Origin of the sequence: Paraburkholderia sp. BL18I3N2 (assembly GCF_003001875.1) — a bacterium.
Lineage (GTDB): Bacteria > Pseudomonadota > Gammaproteobacteria > Burkholderiales > Burkholderiaceae > Paraburkholderia > Paraburkholderia phytofirmans.
Map to the genome: position 1 here is coordinate 370,689 of NZ_PVNC01000002.1, position 17,241 is coordinate 387,929.

At 63.1% G+C, this 17,241-nt stretch carries 17 protein-coding genes; 7 read left to right on the forward strand and 10 right to left on the reverse strand.

The genetic code is table 11. From position 1 onward, the window contains the following. Positions 1–12: 12 nt before the first annotated feature. The gene (locus B0G75_RS07630) at positions 13–1,281 is read left to right on the forward strand and encodes a M48 family metallopeptidase (RefSeq protein ID WP_106303674.1); all 1,269 of its coding nucleotides are present in this window, start codon (positions 13–15) and stop codon (positions 1,279–1,281) included. 126 nt (positions 1,282–1,407) lie between these two features. On the opposite strand, the gene B0G75_RS07635 is transcribed toward B0G75_RS07630, so the two are convergent. The 5 genes from B0G75_RS07635 to gatC all read right to left on the reverse strand — a co-directional run bounded on the left by B0G75_RS07635 (position 1,408) and on the right by gatC (position 6,675). Next, positions 1,408–2,187 carry an exodeoxyribonuclease III gene (locus B0G75_RS07635; protein WP_106302735.1) on the reverse strand — a complete coding sequence of 260 codons (780 nt, stop codon included), beginning with the start codon at positions 2,185–2,187 and terminating at the stop codon, positions 1,408–1,410. Between the two features lie 46 nt (positions 2,188–2,233). Beyond that, positions 2,234–3,073, reverse strand: a complete 840-nt coding sequence (locus tag B0G75_RS07640) for a PPK2 family polyphosphate kinase (protein ID WP_106302738.1) — start codon at positions 3,071–3,073, stop codon at positions 2,234–2,236. Between the two features lie 140 nt (positions 3,074–3,213). Further along, positions 3,214–4,689: an Asp-tRNA(Asn)/Glu-tRNA(Gln) amidotransferase subunit GatB gene (gene gatB, locus B0G75_RS07645; protein ID WP_106302741.1), complete on the reverse strand. Its 1,476-nt coding sequence runs from the start codon at positions 4,687–4,689 to the stop codon at positions 3,214–3,216. Between the two features lie 5 nt (positions 4,690–4,694). Then, positions 4,695–6,182 (reverse strand): Asp-tRNA(Asn)/Glu-tRNA(Gln) amidotransferase subunit GatA, encoded by a 1,488-nt coding sequence (gene gatA, locus B0G75_RS07650; protein WP_106302744.1) that lies wholly within the window; start codon positions 6,180–6,182, stop codon positions 4,695–4,697. Between the two features lie 193 nt (positions 6,183–6,375). Next, positions 6,376–6,675, reverse strand: a complete 300-nt coding sequence (gene gatC / locus B0G75_RS07655) for an Asp-tRNA(Asn)/Glu-tRNA(Gln) amidotransferase subunit GatC (RefSeq protein WP_105511670.1) — start codon at positions 6,673–6,675, stop codon at positions 6,376–6,378. Here gatC and B0G75_RS40550 point away from each other — a divergent pair. The 6 genes from B0G75_RS40550 (at position 6,674) to rodA (ending at position 13,488) form a co-directional block, all read left to right on the forward strand. Continuing rightward, positions 6,674–6,823, forward strand: coding sequence for a hypothetical protein (locus tag B0G75_RS40550; RefSeq protein ID WP_166799265.1), 150 nt, complete (start codon positions 6,674–6,676; stop codon positions 6,821–6,823). The two genes, gatC and B0G75_RS40550, sit on opposite strands and share 2 nt — an antisense overlap. Positions 6,824–7,055: 232 nt before the next feature. Then, positions 7,056–8,099: a rod shape-determining protein gene (locus B0G75_RS07660; RefSeq protein ID WP_004189550.1), complete on the forward strand. Its 1,044-nt coding sequence runs from the start codon at positions 7,056–7,058 to the stop codon at positions 8,097–8,099. Positions 8,100–8,252: 153 nt separating this feature from the next. Next, positions 8,253–9,362, forward strand: a complete 1,110-nt coding sequence (gene mreC, locus B0G75_RS07665; protein WP_106302747.1) for a rod shape-determining protein MreC — start codon at positions 8,253–8,255, stop codon at positions 9,360–9,362. Then, entirely contained in the window at positions 9,359–9,871 is a 513-nt protein-coding gene (mreD, locus tag B0G75_RS07670) for a rod shape-determining protein MreD (RefSeq protein ID WP_106302750.1), read from the forward strand. Before mreC ends, mreD begins: the two co-directional genes overlap by 4 nt. 142 nt (positions 9,872–10,013) lie before the next feature. Next, positions 10,014–12,329, forward strand: coding sequence for a penicillin-binding protein 2 (mrdA, locus tag B0G75_RS07675; RefSeq protein ID WP_106303677.1), 2,316 nt, complete (start codon positions 10,014–10,016; stop codon positions 12,327–12,329). Positions 12,330–12,339: 10 nt separating this feature from the next. After that, a complete protein-coding gene (gene rodA, locus B0G75_RS07680; RefSeq protein WP_012431392.1) occupies positions 12,340–13,488 on the forward strand; it encodes a rod shape-determining protein RodA in 1,149 nt (382 codons plus the stop codon). A gap of 108 nt (positions 13,489–13,596) precedes the next feature. On the opposite strand, the gene B0G75_RS07685 is transcribed toward rodA, so the two are convergent. The 5 genes from B0G75_RS07685 to queC all read right to left on the reverse strand — a co-directional run bounded on the left by B0G75_RS07685 (position 13,597) and on the right by queC (position 17,187). Beyond that, complete coding sequence (locus B0G75_RS07685) at positions 13,597–14,301, reverse strand: tetratricopeptide repeat protein (protein WP_106302752.1); 705 nt, start codon at positions 14,299–14,301, stop codon at positions 13,597–13,599. Next, entirely contained in the window at positions 14,298–15,080 is a 783-nt protein-coding gene (locus B0G75_RS07690) for an HpcH/HpaI aldolase/citrate lyase family protein (RefSeq protein WP_106302755.1), read from the reverse strand. The genes B0G75_RS07685 and B0G75_RS07690 overlap by 4 nt, the downstream gene beginning before the upstream one ends. Before the next feature lie 224 nt (positions 15,081–15,304). Continuing rightward, positions 15,305–15,748 carry a 6-carboxytetrahydropterin synthase QueD gene (gene queD / locus B0G75_RS07695; protein WP_090518804.1) on the reverse strand — a complete coding sequence of 148 codons (444 nt, stop codon included), beginning with the start codon at positions 15,746–15,748 and terminating at the stop codon, positions 15,305–15,307. 9 nt (positions 15,749–15,757) lie between these two features. After that, a complete protein-coding gene (gene queE / locus B0G75_RS07700) occupies positions 15,758–16,390 on the reverse strand; it encodes a 7-carboxy-7-deazaguanine synthase (RefSeq protein WP_106302758.1) in 633 nt (210 codons plus the stop codon). Between the two features lie 62 nt (positions 16,391–16,452). Further along, the gene (queC, locus tag B0G75_RS07705) at positions 16,453–17,187 is read right to left on the reverse strand and encodes a 7-cyano-7-deazaguanine synthase QueC (protein ID WP_106302761.1); all 735 of its coding nucleotides are present in this window, start codon (positions 17,185–17,187) and stop codon (positions 16,453–16,455) included. Positions 17,188–17,241 lie beyond the last annotated feature (54 nt).

Sequence of the window (17,241 nt, forward strand, 5' to 3'; positions counted from 1 at the left end):
GCGCTTCTTCCGATGGGCGCGGCGCGCTCGATTACGTCCCGGCGCCCTGCGGTCAAGGGCAGCCGTGTGGCGCTGCACGCAGTCTGGGCGCTTGGCTGTGTCAGCCTGACGTTGGCCGCGCCGTTGAACGCCTATGCGGCAGCCATGCCGGCAGCGGCTACCAGCGCACCCGCGCCGGCACCGGCGCCGGCCACGACGTCAGCGCCGACGGCGAAGCCCGCGGCGACGGCCGCCGCGAGCCCTGAAAGCGCGACATCGGCGGCACAAGGTGCGAACAATGCCACCAGCGCGGCGGGTGCGGGCAGCGCGCCCGCCGCTGCAACGCCGCCTTCATCGCCCTCCTCACCCCAATCGACGCCGCCGGCTCCGGTCACCGCCAGATCGCCCGCTGCGACATTTTCGCCACCCGCGGCAGCTAAAGCGCCTGCTGTCCCGTCCATAGCCGCCCCGGCGTCCGCGTCGTACACCCCGAATACGCAGTTGCGTTACGGCGGCTATCTGGTGTTCCGCAACCTGATCCCATCGCCGATGCTCGAGGCGCAAGCCGCCGACGAGTTCAGTCAGATCAGCTACGGCGCCGAGCACTCGAACCGTCTGTACGCCGACACCGACGCGCACGTCACGCGCGTGCGTTCGATCGTCGACAAGATGATTCCGTATTCGCTCAAATGGAATGAGCGAGCCAAGAACTGGAAGTGGGATGTGGCCGTGGTGCGCTCGCCCGATATCCGCATGTACTGTCTGCCGGGTGGCAAGATCGTCGTGTACGGCGGAGTGCTCGACCGCGCGCGTCTGAACGACAACGAACTCGGCATGCTGATCGGCCACGAGATCGCGCATGCGCTGCGCGAACATGCACGCGAGCGGCTCGGCCAACTGCAGGCGAGCCAGCTCGACTCGTCCGGCACGATCCCCCAGCTATTCGGGCTCGCCGATCTGGGCGCTGCGCCGCTCGGCATCGGCTCGCGCCTGCTGGAAATGAAGTACGAAAATACCGACGAGACCGAAGCCGACGTGATCGGCAGCGATATCGCATCGCGCGCCGGCTTCGATCCGCGCGCGGCGGTCACGCTGTGGGACAAACTGGCGCAAGCCACGCGCGGCAATCGCGATCAGGGCTTCATCTACGTGCATCCCTACACGCCGGCGCGCCGTCAGGACATCATCAAGCGCTTGCCGGACATGCTGCCGCTCTACGCGAAGGCGATCGGCAAGACCGTGGACGCGTTGCCGGACTACGCCGGCATGGGCCGTCCGCGCCGCAAACTGGCGCGCGATTGAGTTGCGCGGGCCTCAAGCGCCCGCTACTTCCGCGACAACGCTTTCCACAAGGCCAACTGCAGGTTCACTTGCTGCGCGCTCGCGCTCTTGCCTGACAAGGCGAGACTTCAGCCTCGCTTGCCGTGCTTACTTCTTGACCTTGTGGTCGTAATCCACCGTCAGCGGCGCATGGTCGCTGAACTTGATATCGCGGAACACGTCGGTGCGTTTCGCCTTGCTCGCAATGCCCGGCGTCGCGATCTGATAATCGATCCGCCACCCGACGTTCTTCGCGTACGCCTGGCCGCGATTGCTCCACCACGTGTACTGTTCCGGCCGCTGGTCGAGCGTGCGGAATACGTCGACGTAACCCACCTCATCGAATAGTTTGGTGAGCCATGCGCGCTCTTCCGGCAGGCAACCCGAATTCTTCTGGTTGCTCTTCCAGTTCTTGATATCGATTTCCTTGTGGACAATGTTGACGTCGCCGCACACGATCACTTCACGCTCCTGGGACAGTTCCGCGAGATGCGGCATGAACTCGTCCATGAAACGGTATTTGGCCTGCTGGCGTTCGTCGCCGCTCGAACCCGAGGGCACATACACCGAAATCACCGACAGCTTGCCGTAACGCAATTCGACATAACGCCCTTCCGGGTCGAACTCCTCGCTGCCAAAACCGATCACCACTTCGTCCGGTTCATGACGCGTGTACACGCCCGCGCCGCTATAACCCTTCTTCACGGCGTGCTGAAAATAGCCGGTGAAATTGTGCGGGGCCATGAATTCAGGCGTCATGTCGTCCTGCGAGCATTTGATTTCCTGCACGCACAGCACGTCGGCCTTCTGCTCGCCGAACCAGTCGAAAAAGCCTTTCTTCGCCGCTGAGCGGATGCCGTTCAGGTTGGCGGTAATCACACGCAACATGTCGTTCCTTTGATGTTCGATTCGTTGATGAAGCGAAAGGGCACGGTCACTCGACCTTGATGCCCTTCAGCGATTCTTTGGCGGGAGGATATTCCAGCTTGAGCGCTTCGAATGTGCGCAACAGCAGCTCCGCGACCATCACATTGCGATGCGTCTTCGAGTCGGCCGGAATCACGTACCACGGCGCGTATTCCGTCGATGTCGCCGCCAACGCGTCCTGATACGCGGCCTGATATTGGTCCCACAGCTTGCGCGCGTCGAGATCGGCAACGTCGAATTTCCAGTGCTTGCGCGGATCGTCGATGCGCGCCTGCAGACGCGCGCGCTGCTCGTCTTTCGAAATGTGCAGCATGCATTTGACGATCGCCGTGCCGCTATACGCCAGCAACTCTTCGAACTGGCGGATGTGGCAGCAGCGTTGCACGAAGGCTTGCTCATCCAAAGCGCCAAGCACGGTGGGGACCAGCAGATCTTCGTAATGACTGCGGTTGAAGATCGTCAGCTCACCGGCGGCCGGCGCTTGCGAATGCACGCGCCAGAGAAAGTCATGCGCGAGTTCGACAGGCGTCGGCGCCTTGAACGGCACGATGCGCAAACCGAGCGGATCGACTTCGTGAAACACCGCGCGGATCGTACCGTCCTTGCCGCTCGTGTCCATGCCCTGCAGCACCAGCAACACGCGGCGCGTTCGCTGCGCGTGCAAACATTCTTGCAGCGTGTCGAGCTTCGCGCCGATCTCCGACAGACGCGCCCTGTCGGTATCTTTCGAGCCGGTCGAAAACGGCTTGGCGGCCGGGTCGAAATCGCTCAGCGAGAATTTGCTTTTTTTCTTGCCGTCGTCGAAATACGGCACGCGGAAATCGTCGAGTTCGGGCTGCTTGGCCATCCACACACTCCCCTGATCTGCGTTCGCTTAAATGGACCCGCAAAATGAAACGGGCCGTTGCCCCACTTTCGTTGCCGGCAACAGCCCGTGCTGACCTGAGCTTTAACGCTTCAGTCGTTCACGCTCAACTTGACTTCGACTCAGGACAGCTTCTTCTTCAGCAGTTCGTTCACCTGCGCCGGATTAGCCTTGCCCTTCGTCGCTTTCATTGCCTGACCGATCAGCGCGTTGAATGCCTTTTCCTTGCCGGCGCGGAATTCCTCGACCGACTTCTGGTTCGCGGCGAGCACTTCGTCGATGATCGCTTCCAGCGCGCCGGTATCCGAAATCTGCTTCAGCCCCTTGGTCTCGACGATGCGATCGGCGGCGGATTCGTCGGTGGCCTTCTCCTCCCAGATCGCGAGGAAAATTTCCTTGGCGATCTTGTTGGAGATCGTGCCGTCGGCGATACGCTGCAGCAGCAACGCGAGTTGCGCGGACGACACCGGGTTCTCAGCAATGTCGAGACCCTCGCGATTCAATTGCGACGACACTTCGCCCATCAGCCAGTTAGCGGCAACCTTGGCGTTGGCCGGGCCGACTTTGCTCACCACCGCTTCGTAGTACGCGGCCATCGCTTTGCTCGACGTCAGCACGTTAGCGTCGTACGGCGTCAAACCGTATTGCGACACGAAGCGCTGTTGAATCGCCACCGGCAGCTCTGTCATCTCTGCCTTGACGCGCTCGATCCACGCCGCGTCGATCACGAGAGGCATCAGATCGGGATCGGGGAAATAGCGGTAATCGTGCGCGTCTTCCTTGCTGCGCATGGAGCGCGTTTCGCGCTTGTCCGGATCGTACAGACGCGTTTCCTGCACCACCGTGCCGCCGTCTTCGATCAGCTCGATCTGACGGCGCACTTCGTACTGAATCGCTTCTTCGAGGAAGCGGAACGAGTTCAGGTTCTTGATCTCGGCGCGCGTGCCGAATTCCGCCTGACCGACCGGACGCACCGACACGTTCGCGTCGCAACGGAACGAGCCTTCCTGCATGTTGCCGTCGCAGATGCCGAGCCACGTGACGAGCGTATGCAGCGTCTTCGCGTACGCGACCGCTTCGGCCGCGCTGCGCATTTCCGGCTCGGTGACGATTTCGAGTAGCGGCGTGCCGGCACGATTCAGGTCGATGCCGGTCATGCCCGCGAAGTCTTCGTGCAGCGACTTGCCCGCGTCTTCTTCAAGGTGAGCGCGCGTGAGGTTGACGACCTTTTCGTAGGCTTCTTTACCCGCCTTTTCATTGGCCGGCACCTGAATCGTCACCTGACCGCCCTGTACGACGGGGATTTCGTACTGGCTGATCTGATAGCCCTTCGGCAGATCGGGGTAGAAATAATTCTTGCGCGCGAAGATGCTGCGCGGCGCCACCGTTGCGCCGATCGCGAGACCGAACTGGATCGCGCGCTCGACAGCGCCGCGGTTCATTACCGGCAACGTGCCCGGCAAGGCCAGGTCGACGGGGCTGGCTTGCGTGTTCGGCGCGGCGCCGAATTGCGTCGCGGTGCCCGAAAAAATCTTCGATTGCGTCGACAGTTGCGCGTGGGTCTCCAGACCGATCACGACTTCCCATTGCTTGGCCATGGTGCTCACACTCCTGCCGGTGCTTTGCGGTGCCAGTCGGTCGCGCGCTGGAACGCGTCAGCCACCTGGAGCATCCGGGCTTCATTGAAATAGTTGCCGATGATCTGCAATCCAACCGGACGCTGCGCATTCGCGCCCGCACCGAAGCCGCACGGCACGCTCATGCCCGGCAAACCGGCGAGGCTCACCGACAGCGTGTAGATGTCGGCCAGATACATCTGCACCGGATCGTCGCCCTTCGCGCCGAGGTCCCACGCGACCGTTGGCGCAACCGGGCCCATGATCACGTCGCACTGCTTGAACGCTTCCTGGAAGTCCTGCGCGATGATGCGGCGGATCTTCTGCGCCTGCAGGTAGTACGCGTCGTAATAGCCGTGCGACAGCACGTAGGCGCCGACCAGAATACGGCGCTTCACTTCCGGACCGAAACCTTCGGCGCGCGACTTCTTGTACATGTCCAGCAGATCGCGATACTCCGCTGCGCGATGACCGAAACGCACACCGTCGAAACGCGACAGGTTCGACGAAGCCTCCGCCGGCGCGATCACGTAGTACACCGGGATCGACAATTCTGTTTTCGGCAGCGAGACTTCGACCAGTGTGGCGCCGAGCGCTTCGTATTGCTTCAGGGCCGCGTCGATCGACGCGCGCACGTCGTCGGCGAGACCGGCGCCGAAATACTCTTTCGGCAGGCCGATGCGCAAGCCGGCGAGCGGCTTGCCCGCGCCGTCTTCCTTCCACGGCTTGCCGAGATAACGCGTGTAGTCTTCGTCGTCACGCACGAGGCTGGTTGAATCGCGCTCGTCGAAACCGGCCATGGCGTTGAGCAGCGTGGCGCAATCCGCCGCGTTTTGCGCCATCGGACCGCCCTGATCCAGCGACGAGGCGAACGCGATCATGCCGTAACGCGACACGCGGCCATACGTCGGCTTGATACCCGTGATGCCGGAGAACGACGCCGGCTGACGAATCGAGCCGCCGGTATCCGTGCCGGTCGCAGCAGGCGCGAGGCGCGCGGCGACGGCCGCAGCCGACCCGCCCGACGAACCGCCCGGCACAGCCTTAACATCCCACGGATTCTGCACGGGACCAAAGTACGAATTCTCGTTGGACGAGCCCATTGCGAACTCATCCATATTGGTCTTGCCCACGCACACCATGCCGGCGTTGTGCAGACGCGCGACCACTGTCGCGTCGAACGGGCTCTCGTAGTTCGACAGCATTTTCGAGCCGGCGGTGGAGCGCCAGCCCTTGGTTACGAACACGTCTTTGTGCGCGATCGGCAGGCCGACCAGCGGGCCGGCGTGGCCGGTATGGAGCAGCGCGTCCGCGGCTTTCGCCTGCGCGAGCGTCAGGTCGGGATCGACCTGGATGAATGCGTTCAGGCTGTTGGCCGCATCGATCCGCTTCAGATAGAGCTGCGCCAGTTCGACTGCGGAGCATTCCTTGGCCGACAGTGCGGCGCGCAGTTCGGTCAAACTTTTTTCATGCATTGCGTTTTATCCTGAAGAGCGCGGCAGCGTAGTCACGCTGCCGTGGAGGCGTTCGGCTGCCCGCCGGCAAACCGAGCCGAGGAAGCCGGAGACGACGGCTATGCGAGCGTTGATGCTGCGAGTCGATATGCCGCAAGTCGGCACTGCACCTCGTGGCCGGCTCGCATGCCGCGCCAGGCTCGATGCGCGGGTGTTACTCGATCACCTTCGGCACGAGGTACAGGCCGTCCTGCACTGCGGGCGCCGGGCGCTGGAAAGCTTCGCGCTCGACCGTTTCGGTCACCGCGTCGTTACGCAGACGCAGCGCGACGTCTTCGATCTGCTCGATCGGATGGGCAAGCGGCGCGATGCCGGTGGTATCGACCGCCTGCATCTGCTCGACAAGGCCGAAAAAATCGTTGAGCTGGACAAGCGTGTGCTCAGCGTCGGCGTCGGCCAGTTCTAGCCGCGCAAGATGCGCGATGCGTTTTACATCGGTCAGGGTCAGAGCCATGCAGTCACCGGAAAATGTGGTGGACCGCCGCAGCAAGGAAAAACCGATGCTGCGACAGCGGGTTACGACGCTGGAGGAAGACCTCGAAAAAGGGGCCAGCGGAGGCAAAAAGTGCCGTCCGTTTCCTTCAAAACATCCAAAATTATAAGGTATCATTACGCGTTCGACCCAAACCCGGACCGTCTTACCAAGGCCTTTCTGAACAATTCCCAAAGATAGTTCGGATTTTTCTGACCTGGCTTTGCATCGGCCTCCGGTAGACTCCCTCGCAGCTTCAAGTTCCTGTGGCGCCGCTTCCGCCCGGTTGAAGCTGTTATTTTTTCCGCTGCCGCCCTGCGCAACCATTGCGAGGCCCGGCCCCCAGCGAGACAGGATTTTGAATGTTCGGTTTTTTGCGCAGCTACTTTTCCAACGATCTGGCCATTGACCTCGGCACGGCCAACACGCTCATCTACATGCGTGGCAAGGGCATCGTTCTCGATGAACCGTCGGTGGTTTCGATCCGCCAGGAAGGCGGTCCCAACGGTAAGAAAACCATCCAGGCAGTCGGCAAGGAAGCCAAGCAGATGCTCGGCAAGGTGCCAGGCAACATCGAGGCGATCCGCCCGATGAAAGACGGCGTGATCGCCGACTTCACCGTCACCGAGCAGATGATCAAGCAGTTCATCAAAACTGCTCACGAATCGCGCATGTTCTCGCCGTCGCCGCGCATCATCATTTGCGTGCCGTGCGGTTCGACTCAGGTCGAGCGCCGCGCGATTAAAGAAGCCGCGCACGGTGCGGGCGCTTCGCAGGTCTACCTCATTGAAGAACCCATGGCCGCTGCTATCGGCGCCGGCCTGCCGGTGTCGGAAGCGACTGGCTCGATGGTCGTCGACATCGGCGGCGGCACGACCGAAGTCGGCGTGATCTCGCTCGGCGGCATCGTGTACAAAGGCTCGGTGCGCGTAGGCGGCGACAAGTTCGACGAAGCCATCGTCAACTACATCCGCCGTAATTACGGCATGCTGATCGGCGAGCAAACCGCCGAAGCCATCAAGAAGGAAATCGGCTCCGCCTTCCCGGGTTCCGAAGTCAAGGAAATGGAAGTGAAGGGCCGCAATCTGTCGGAAGGCATTCCGCGCAGCTTCACCATCTCCAGCAACGAAATTCTCGAAGCCCTCACCGATCCGCTGAACCAGATCGTGTCGTCGGTGAAGATCGCGCTCGAACAAACGCCGCCGGAACTGGGCGCCGACATCGCCGAACGCGGCATGATGCTCACGGGCGGCGGCGCACTGCTGCGCGATCTGGACCGCCTGCTCGCCGAAGAAACCGGCCTGCCGGTGCTCGTCGCCGAAGACCCGTTGACCTGCGTTGTGCGCGGCTCGGGCATGGCGCTCGAACGCATGGACAAGCTGGGCAGCATCTTCTCGTACGAGTAAGCGAGCCCGTCTCCATGTCAGTAGCGCGGATCAGGCAAACGGCCCCTTGCGGGCCGGTTTGCCGTTGGCTGGGCCTACCAGCCTCCGCGCGCTGAACGCGCGTTCAGCGCGCGCCGCCGTCTCACCCAACCGCTCACGCCCCCGGCGCCGACCATGGAATACAGTCCGCCGCCCCTGTTCAAGCAAGGACCGTCCGCCCTCGCACGACTGGTATTTTTTGTCTTGCTGGCGATCGCCTTGCTGATCTCCGACGCACGCTTCAAAACGCTCGAAATCGTGCGTGGCGTGCTCGGCGCGGGTCTTTATCCGTTGCAACGCGCCGCCCTCGTGCCGCGCGATATGTTCGTGGGCGCCGCCGACCTGGCCGTGACCAGCGCCACGCTGCGCAGCGAAAACGACAAACTGCGCACCAAAGATCTGCAGCTTTCGCAGCAAGCCAATAAGGCCGCTGAGTTGGCGGCCGAGAACACGCATTTGCGCGCGCTGCTGCAACTGTCGCAGCGCTCCACCACGGAATCGCTGCCCGCCGAGATCCAGTACGACACGCGCGATCCGTTCACGCAGAAGGTCGTGATCGGCCGCGGTGCGCAGCAAGGCATCCAGAACGGCTCGCCGGTCGTCAATGAAGACGGCGTGATCGGCCAGGTCACGCGGGTGTTCCCGCTGCAAGCCGAAGTCACGCTGCTCACGGACAAGGATCAGGCCGTGCCGGTGCAGATCGTGCGCACCGGCCTGCGCAGCGTGATTTACGGCACACCGAAGGGCGACACGCTGGATCTGCGCTTCGTGCCGATCAGCGCCGACATTCAGACGGGCGACGAACTCGTCACCAGCGGCCTGGACGGTGTGTACCCGCCGGGTCTGCCGGTTGCCAAGGTGGTGCGGGTCGACAAGCAGGCCGATACCGCGTTCGCACGCGTGATCTGCTTGCCCATCGCGCCGGTGCGCGGCGCACGTCAATTGCTCGTGCTGCATTACGTGAACAATGTGCCGCCGCGTCCCGCCGAAGTGCCCGACGCAGCCACGGCCGCGAAGGACGCAAAAGCGAAAAAGGGCGCCAAACCGGCCGACGGCAAGGCCGCAGCGGATAAATCTCCGCCGAAAGCCGGCGAAAAACCCGCAGCCGAGAAACCCGCAACCGCCAAGCCCGCCGACAAAACGCCGGCCAAACCGGCCGCCGCAGAGAAGAAACCCGCTTTCGAAAAGAAACCGGCCGCCGAGAAGAACGCGAAGCCGCCAGCCAAGCCAGGGGCCCAGCCATGAACCGTCCGCAATACATTCTGCAGCCGGTCAATCCCTACTTCATCTCGTTCAGCCTCGCCGCGGCGTTTCTGCTGAACCTGATGCCGTGGGGGCGGCTCGCCGGCGTACCGGACTTCGTGGCGCTCGTGCTGCTGTTCTGGAACGTGCATCAGCCGCGCAAAGTCGGCATGGGTATCGCGTTTTCGCTCGGTCTGCTGATGGATGTACATAACGCCAGCCTGCTCGGCGAGCACGCGCTGGCGTACACGTTGCTGTCGTACGGCGCTATTACGATCCATCGCCGCGTGTTGTGGATGTCGCTCGGCGTGCAGACCTTCGCGGTCATGCCGCTGCTGGTCGTCGCGCAACTGGTGCCGTTCGTGATCCGTCTACTGACGGGCGCGGCGTTTCCGGGTTGGGGTTATCTGATCGACGGCTTCGTTGAAGCCGCGCTGTGGCCGGTCACCAGCATGCTGTTGCTGATGCCGCAACGCCGCCCGGCCGATCCGGACGACACCCGGCCAATTTGATCATGCTTCGGGTCCGCCGGCCGTTCCCGTCACAACCCACATTGCCGGCTCGCTCGACGCGCATCGCTGTTCATGCCTTCCGGTTCCGGCCGGAAAAGGCGCACACTCATGATGGCCGTCACCCGGCCTTTTGCAGAATCGCATGACCGAATTCAAGGACACTCAGCAACAGCTCTCGAAGTTCCGCCTGCGCGTCGCGGCGGCGGGCCTGTTCGTGTTCGTCTGCTTCGGGCTGATCGGCTTCCGCTTCCTGTTCCTGCAGGTCTGGCACTACAGCAAATACTCGCTGCAAGCCGATGAAAACCGCATTTCCGTCGCGCCGATCGTGCCGAACCGCGGCATCATCACGGATCGCAACGGCGTCGTGCTGGCCAAGAACTACTCGGCCTACACGCTCGAACTGACGCCGTCGAAGCTGAACGACTCGCTGGAAAACGTGATCGACAACCTGGCCACGGTCGTCTCGATCGACGCACGCGACCGCCGCCGCTTCAAGAAGCTGCAGGAAGACTCGAAGAACTTCGAGAGCCTGCCGATCCGCACCCGCCTGACCGACGACGAAGTCGCGCGTTTCACCGCGCAGCGCTTCCGTTTTCCCGGCGTGGAAGTGCGCGCGCGCCTGTTCCGCCAGTATCCGCTCGGCCCGACCGCGGCGCACGTGATCGGCTACATCGGCCGGATTTCGCAGCGCGACCAGGATCGTATCGACGACGCCAGCGATCAGAACGACAGCGATCCGGACCACTACGATCCACGTCTGGACGCGAACAACTACAAGGGCACGGACTACATCGGCAAGATCGGCGTCGAGCAGAGTTACGAGACCGAGTTGCACGGCCAGACCGGTTTCGAGGAAGTGGAAGTTACCGCCGGCGGCCGTCCGGTGCGCACGTTGTCGCGCACGCAGGCGACGCCTGGCAACAACCTCGTGCTGTCGCTGGACATCGGCTTGCAGCAGGTCGCCGAGCAAGCCTTCGCGGGCCGCCGCGGCGCACTGGTCGCGATCGAGCCTTCGACCGGCGACGTGCTCGCCTTCGTGTCCGCGCCGAGCTTCGATCCGAACTCGTTCGTCGACGGCATCGACCAGCAGACCTGGGACGATCTCAACAACTCGCCCGACCATCCGCTACTCAACCGGCCGCTGCACGGCACCTATCCGCCCGGTTCAACTTACAAGCCGTTCATGGCGCTCGCCGCGCTCACGCTGCACAAGCGCACGCCGGGCTGGGGCTTCCAGGATCCGGGCTCGTACACGTTCGGTGGCCACACGTTCCGCAACGACGTGCGCTCAGGACAAGGCTGGGTCGACATGAACCGCGCGATCGTAGTGTCGAACGACACGTATTTCTACATGCTCGCGCACGATCTCGGCGTCAACAACATCGCCAACTTCATGAAGCCGTGGGGTTTCGGCCAGATCACCGGCATCGACATTTCGGGCGAGGCGAAGGGCATTCTTCCCTCCACGGAATGGAAGCGCAAGGCGTACCGCAAGCCCGAACAGCAACGCTGGTATGAAGGCGAAACGATCAGTCTCGGCATCGGCCAGGGCTACAACTCGTTCACCATTCTGCAACTCGCTCACGCCACGGCGACGCTCGCGAACAACGGCGTGGTGATGAAGCCGCACCTCGTGCGCGACATCGAAAATCCGATCACGAAAGACACGCGGCCGGTGGTGCGAGATCCGAGCGACAAGATTGCAGTGAAGCAGTCGGACATCGACATCATCAAGCGCGCGATGGAAGGTGTCGTGACCAACGGCACGGCGTCGAAGCTGTTTATCGGCGCGCAGTACCAGGCGGCCGGCAAGACGGGGACGGCGCAGGTCTACTCGCTGCAGGGCGCGAACTACAAGGGCCACGCGATCGCCGAGCATCTGCGCGACCACGCGCTCTTCATTGCGTTCGCACCGGCCGAGCAGCCGAAAATCGCCCTCGCGCTGATCGTTGAAAACGGCGGCTGGGGTGCGGAATCGGCGGGCCCGATTGCGCGCAAGGTGCTCGACTATTACCTCGTCGGCAAGAACAAGCCGGGCGCGCAGCAAGCTGCCATCGAGGCAGCGGCGTCGGCAACCGAAGATGCGTCCGCGCCGGAAGTCGGCGGCGCACCGCCAGCGCCGCAAGACGGCGTGCAGCCGGTCAAGGTCGCGGCGGGCTTCACCGCGCTGCCGATTCCCGGTGCGGCTTCGGCGGCAGCGGCGGCTTCCGCTGCGGCGGCTGCGAAGGCTGCGTCGGCGGCGGCGGCAGCTTCCGCGCCTGATGCCGCATCGGCACCGGTGCCCGCCTCGGCGTCCGCGGCCGCCGCCACGAAGAATCCAGCGTCGCGTAAATCCGGCGTCCCGCACAAACCCCGACCGGCCAGCCAGCCGGCGCCGGCTGCCGCCGCTCCTTCGCGCGACGACGGTATTCAGGCCACGTCGCCACGCCAGCCGGTTTCCGGCGGCATCGACGAGTAAGGAGAAAGGCATGCAATTCGACAAGCGCGCCTGGCTCGACCGCATCAAGCGGATGTTCGCGGGCTTCGACCGCCCGCTCGCACTGATCGTGTTTCTGCTGTTGTGCGTCGGCATCGTCACGCTGTATAGCGCGAGTCTGGATGTCCCCGGCCGCGTGGAAGACCAGTTGCGCAACATCATGCTCACCTTCGTGCTGATGTGGGCGCTCGCCAATGTGCCACCCACAACCCTGATGCGCTTCGCGGTTCCGCTCTATACGTTCGGGATCGCGTTGCTGGTCGCGGTGGCGCTATTTGGCCTGACGCGCAAAGGTGCGAAGCGTTGGATCAATGTCGGCGTGGTGATCCAGCCGTCGGAAATCCTGAAGATCGCCACGCCGCTAATGCTCGCGTGGTACTACCAGCGGCGCGAAGGCGTGATGCGCTGGTACGACTTTCTGGTCGGTCTGGTGATTCTCGCGGTGCCGGTCGGGCTGATCGCCAAGCAGCCCGATCTCGGCACAGCCGTGCTGGTATTTGCGGCCGGCCTCTTCGTGATTTACTTTGCGGGCCTGAGTTTCAAGTTGATCGTGCCGGTGCTGATTGCAGGCGTGATCGCGGTCGCCTCCATCGCGGCCTTCCAGGACAAAATCTGTCAGCCGGAAGTGCAATGGCCGCTGATGCACGACTACCAGAAGCACCGCATCTGCACGCTACTCGATCCCACTTCCGATCCGCTCGGCAAGGGCTTCCATACGATCCAGGCGGTCATTGCGATCGGCTCGGGTGGTCCGCTTGGCAAAGGCTGGCTGAAGGGCACACAGGCGCATCTGGAGTTCATCCCCGAGAAGCACACCGACTTCATTTTCGCGGTGTTCTCCGAAGAGTTCGGCCTGGCGGGCGGCATCGTGCTGCTCACGCTGTACATGCTATTGATCGCGCGTGGGCTGTATATCGCGGCCAATGGCGCGACGCTATTTGGACGCCTGTTAGCCGGCTCACTGACTATGGCGTTCTTCACCTATGCGTTCGTGAATATCGGCATGGTGAGCGGCATCTTGCCGGTGGTCGGCGTGCCGTTGCCATTCATGAGTTACGGTGGCACCGCGCTGACGACGCTGGGCGTCGCCATCGGCCTGATCATGAGCGTCGCGCGGCAGAAGCGGCTGATGCAGAGTTAGTGCGACGGTGCCGCGCGAGCACTGTCGGTAACACCATAAGCAAAAGGGGCGCTCTTCACACAGAGCGCCCCTTTTCGTATCCAGCGTCGCTATCAAAACGCCACAGGTTTACTGCGGCTTTACTTCCTTCTGATCCCGCAACTGCGCGCTGAGTTGCTGATACTTGAGCCGCGCCGCCGGATCGCCCTGCGCCGCCGCAGCCGCGTAATAAGCGCGCGCCACGTTGAGATTCTTCTCCACGCCGTCGCCGCCGCGTTCGTAGAACGAGCCCGCCACGTATTGCGCGGTCATGTCGCCGCCCTGCGCCGCCTTCTTGTACCAGACGAACGCCTGCTTGTTGTCGCGCTCGGTGCCGCGTCCATCGAGGAACTGATTGGCCAGCGCCAACTCCGCCTGCACGTGACCTTGCTGCGCCGCCTTCAGGAACCAGCGGTGCGCCTCGACCGGATCGCGCCCGACGAACTCGCCATCGTCGTACATCTTGCCGTACACGTATTGCGCGTGCGACATGTTGGCGTCGGCGGCTTTGCGCAGCCATTTCTTGCCTTCATCGACATTCGCGGGCGCGCCTTCGCCGTTGAGCAGCATCATCGCGTAGTTGAACTCGGCGAGCCGGCTGCCGCGCTCGGCGGCCTTGCGGAACTCGGCAAGCGCCGCGCCCAGATTGCCGGCGTTGTAGTCGGCGACCGCGGTTTGCGTCTCCGGATCATTCGACTTCGCGATCCGGCTGTCTTGCGCATAGGCCGCCACATTCGCCACCAATGCCGCTGTGACTGCCAGACGCACCACGACGCACTGCACCATCCCCTTCATGACCTTACCTCCTGCAACGCCTGGCGAGTTGCGCGCAACATCCACATGACGTCGGCGGCCAGAGCGATGAATCGAAAACCGGCATCGCGATGCTGCTTGGCACTCGCGACGTCCATGGCAAAAATACCGGCGGCAATGCCCGCCTTGTCCGCAGCGCTGACGATGCGCGCCATCGCGGCCTGCACGTCGGCATGCTTCGAATCGCCGAGATGACCGAGGCTCGCGGCAAGATCGGCTGGCCCGACGAACAGGCAATCGACGCCCGGCGTCGCCGCGATCTTTTCCACTTCCTGCAAGCCGCGCGCCGACTCGATCTGCACGATGGTCGCGATCTGCGCGTTGGCCGTCTGCACGTAGTCGCGCCGCATGCCGTAGCCCGCGGCGCGCACCGCACCGGCGACGCCGCGCTCACCGTCGAGCGCGCCGGCGCTCGGATATTGCGTGAGACGCACGGCACGCGCCGCCTCGTCCGCAGACTCGATATTCGGGAACATCAGCGTGCGCGCGCCGGCATCCAGCACGCGCTTGACGAGCCATGCTTCGCTCGACGGCACACGCACCACCGGCTCGCTCGGCAGATGCGCCGCGGCGATCGCGCGCAATTGCGAGGCGACGTCGCCGCTATCGTTCGGCGAATGCTCCATGTCGATCAGCAGCCAGTCGTAACCGGCGTGCGCGAGCGCTTCGGCAGCGGCGTCGCTACCGAGCGAGAGCCACAGTCCGAACAGCGGATCGGTTTCTTTGAGGCGTGACTTGAGGGGATTGGTGAAGGTGCTCATTGCCGCGCTCCGTGTCGATGAAGCGACGCTTCGCGGGAACTGCGGGAAAGCACGCTGGCCTCGTGAGCCAGATGAACGCGCGGGCCGTGGCGGCCCGGTTGCCTGCTGCGACGCAATGCGGTGACCGGCATGTCTCGCTCCGTGTGGTTATCGGAGCGATCATACCGTGACAATAACGCGAGGGTTGGCCGCGCGAGCGGCCCGCGAGCGTCAGGTTACGGCCTTTAGTCGCGGACCACGTCGGCCCAGCAATTCGGCGTCTCGTACAGACGCAGCTTGTGCAGACGCAGATTCACACCGTAGTGCGCGTCGTAGACATTCGCGAGAATGTCGAACGCGACGGCGGCAAGATTTTCGACGGTGGGGATGCGATCGAGCACGACCGTCTTGTGGCCGGCCATCGTTTCGAGGAAACCGCGCACCTGTGTATCGCCCTCATAGACGAGAAACGCGTGGTCCCACTTGTCGACCAGATGCTCGACGGCGAGCGATTTCACGTCGGCGAAGTCCATCACCATGCCGCGATCGGGCGCGCCTTCGGTGTCGACCAGATCGCCTTGCAGCGTGATTTCAAGCACATAGCGATGGCCGTGCAGATTACGGCACTGGCTGCGGTGATCGGGAATGCGGTGACCCGCGTCGAATTCGAGTTTTCGTGTAATCGTCAGCACGGCAAATCAGGGAATGTTCAGATACTTGTGGGTCTGCATCGACAGGCGCCATTGCGGATGGCGTTTGCACCAGTCGATCGCGAGCCTGGTGTTGAGGTCGCGCGACGGACCGTCCATGGGTTGGACGAGGAAATACTCGAAGTCGAGCTTCGCATACTCGGACAAACGCTGGTTGTCCTGCGGAATTACGACCTTCAGTTCGTTGCCTTTGGTCACAACGAGCGGCGCGTCAGCCTTCGGACTCACGCAGATCCAGTCGATCGTTTCGAGCACCGGCAGCGAGCCGTTGGTTTCGATGGCGATTTCGAAGCCGGCGGCATGCAGCGCGTCGACCAATGGTTGATCAATCTGCAGCATTGGCTCGCCGCCCGTGCACACCACGAAACGCTCGCCCTCGCCTTCGGGCCATTGCGACGCGATCGTCTTCACGAGATCGTCAGCCGTGCGGTACTTGCCGCCGTTCTCGCCGTCGGTGCCGACGAAATCGGTATCGCAGAAGCGGCACACCGCCTCGGCACGATCTTCTTCGCGGCCCGACCACAGATTGCAGCCTGCGAACCGGCAAAAGACGGCCGGACGCCCGGCATTCGCGCCCTCGCCCTGCAACGTGTAGAAGATTTCCTTGACCGCGTAAGTCATGCTGCTTTCTGCCCTGTGTCCTGAAATTTAATGCCTGAGTTGCGCTGCTGCGCCGAGCGTCGTCAGACCGGCGCCTCGGTGACCTTCTCACCCGACAGATACGCTTCGTAGCCGCGCTTGCGCAAGCGGCACGCCGGGCATTCGCCGCAACCGAAACCCCATGCATGCAATTCGGCGCGTTCGCCGACATAGCACGTATGCGTCTCGACGCGCACCAGCTCGACCAGTTCATCGCCGCCGAGTTCGTGTGCAAGGCGCCACGTGTCGCCTTTGTCGAGCCACATCAACGGCGTCTCGAGCAGGACACGTGTGTCCATGCCGAGGTTCAGCGCGACCTGCAACGCCTTCATGGTGTCGTCGCGGCAATCGGGATAGCCCGAAAAATCCGTCTCGCACATTCCGCCGACCAGCACCTGCAAACCACGTCGATAGGCAATCGCCGCCGCGATGGTCATGAACATCAGATTCCGGCCCGGTACGAACGTGTTCGGCAAACCGTTGGCCGTGGCTTCGATCTCGATCTCGCGCGTCATGGCGGTATCGCTGATCGCGCCGAGCACCGACAGATCGATCATATGGTCGTCGCCGAGGCGCTCGGCCCATGCCGGAAATGCGCGCGCGACGGCGTTGCGAAACCCCTCGCGGCATTCCAGTTCGACGCGGTGCCGCTGACCGTAATCGAAGCCTAGTGTCTCGACCGTTTCATAACGTTCGAGCGCCCAGGCAAGACATGTGGCGGAATCCTGGCCGCCGGAAAACAGCACCAGAGCGCTACGTTTAGCGTCTTTGCGGATCACCGTGAAACTCCGTGAATGAAGAGTGCCACGTCGCGCTGCGCGAGGTGCGCCATG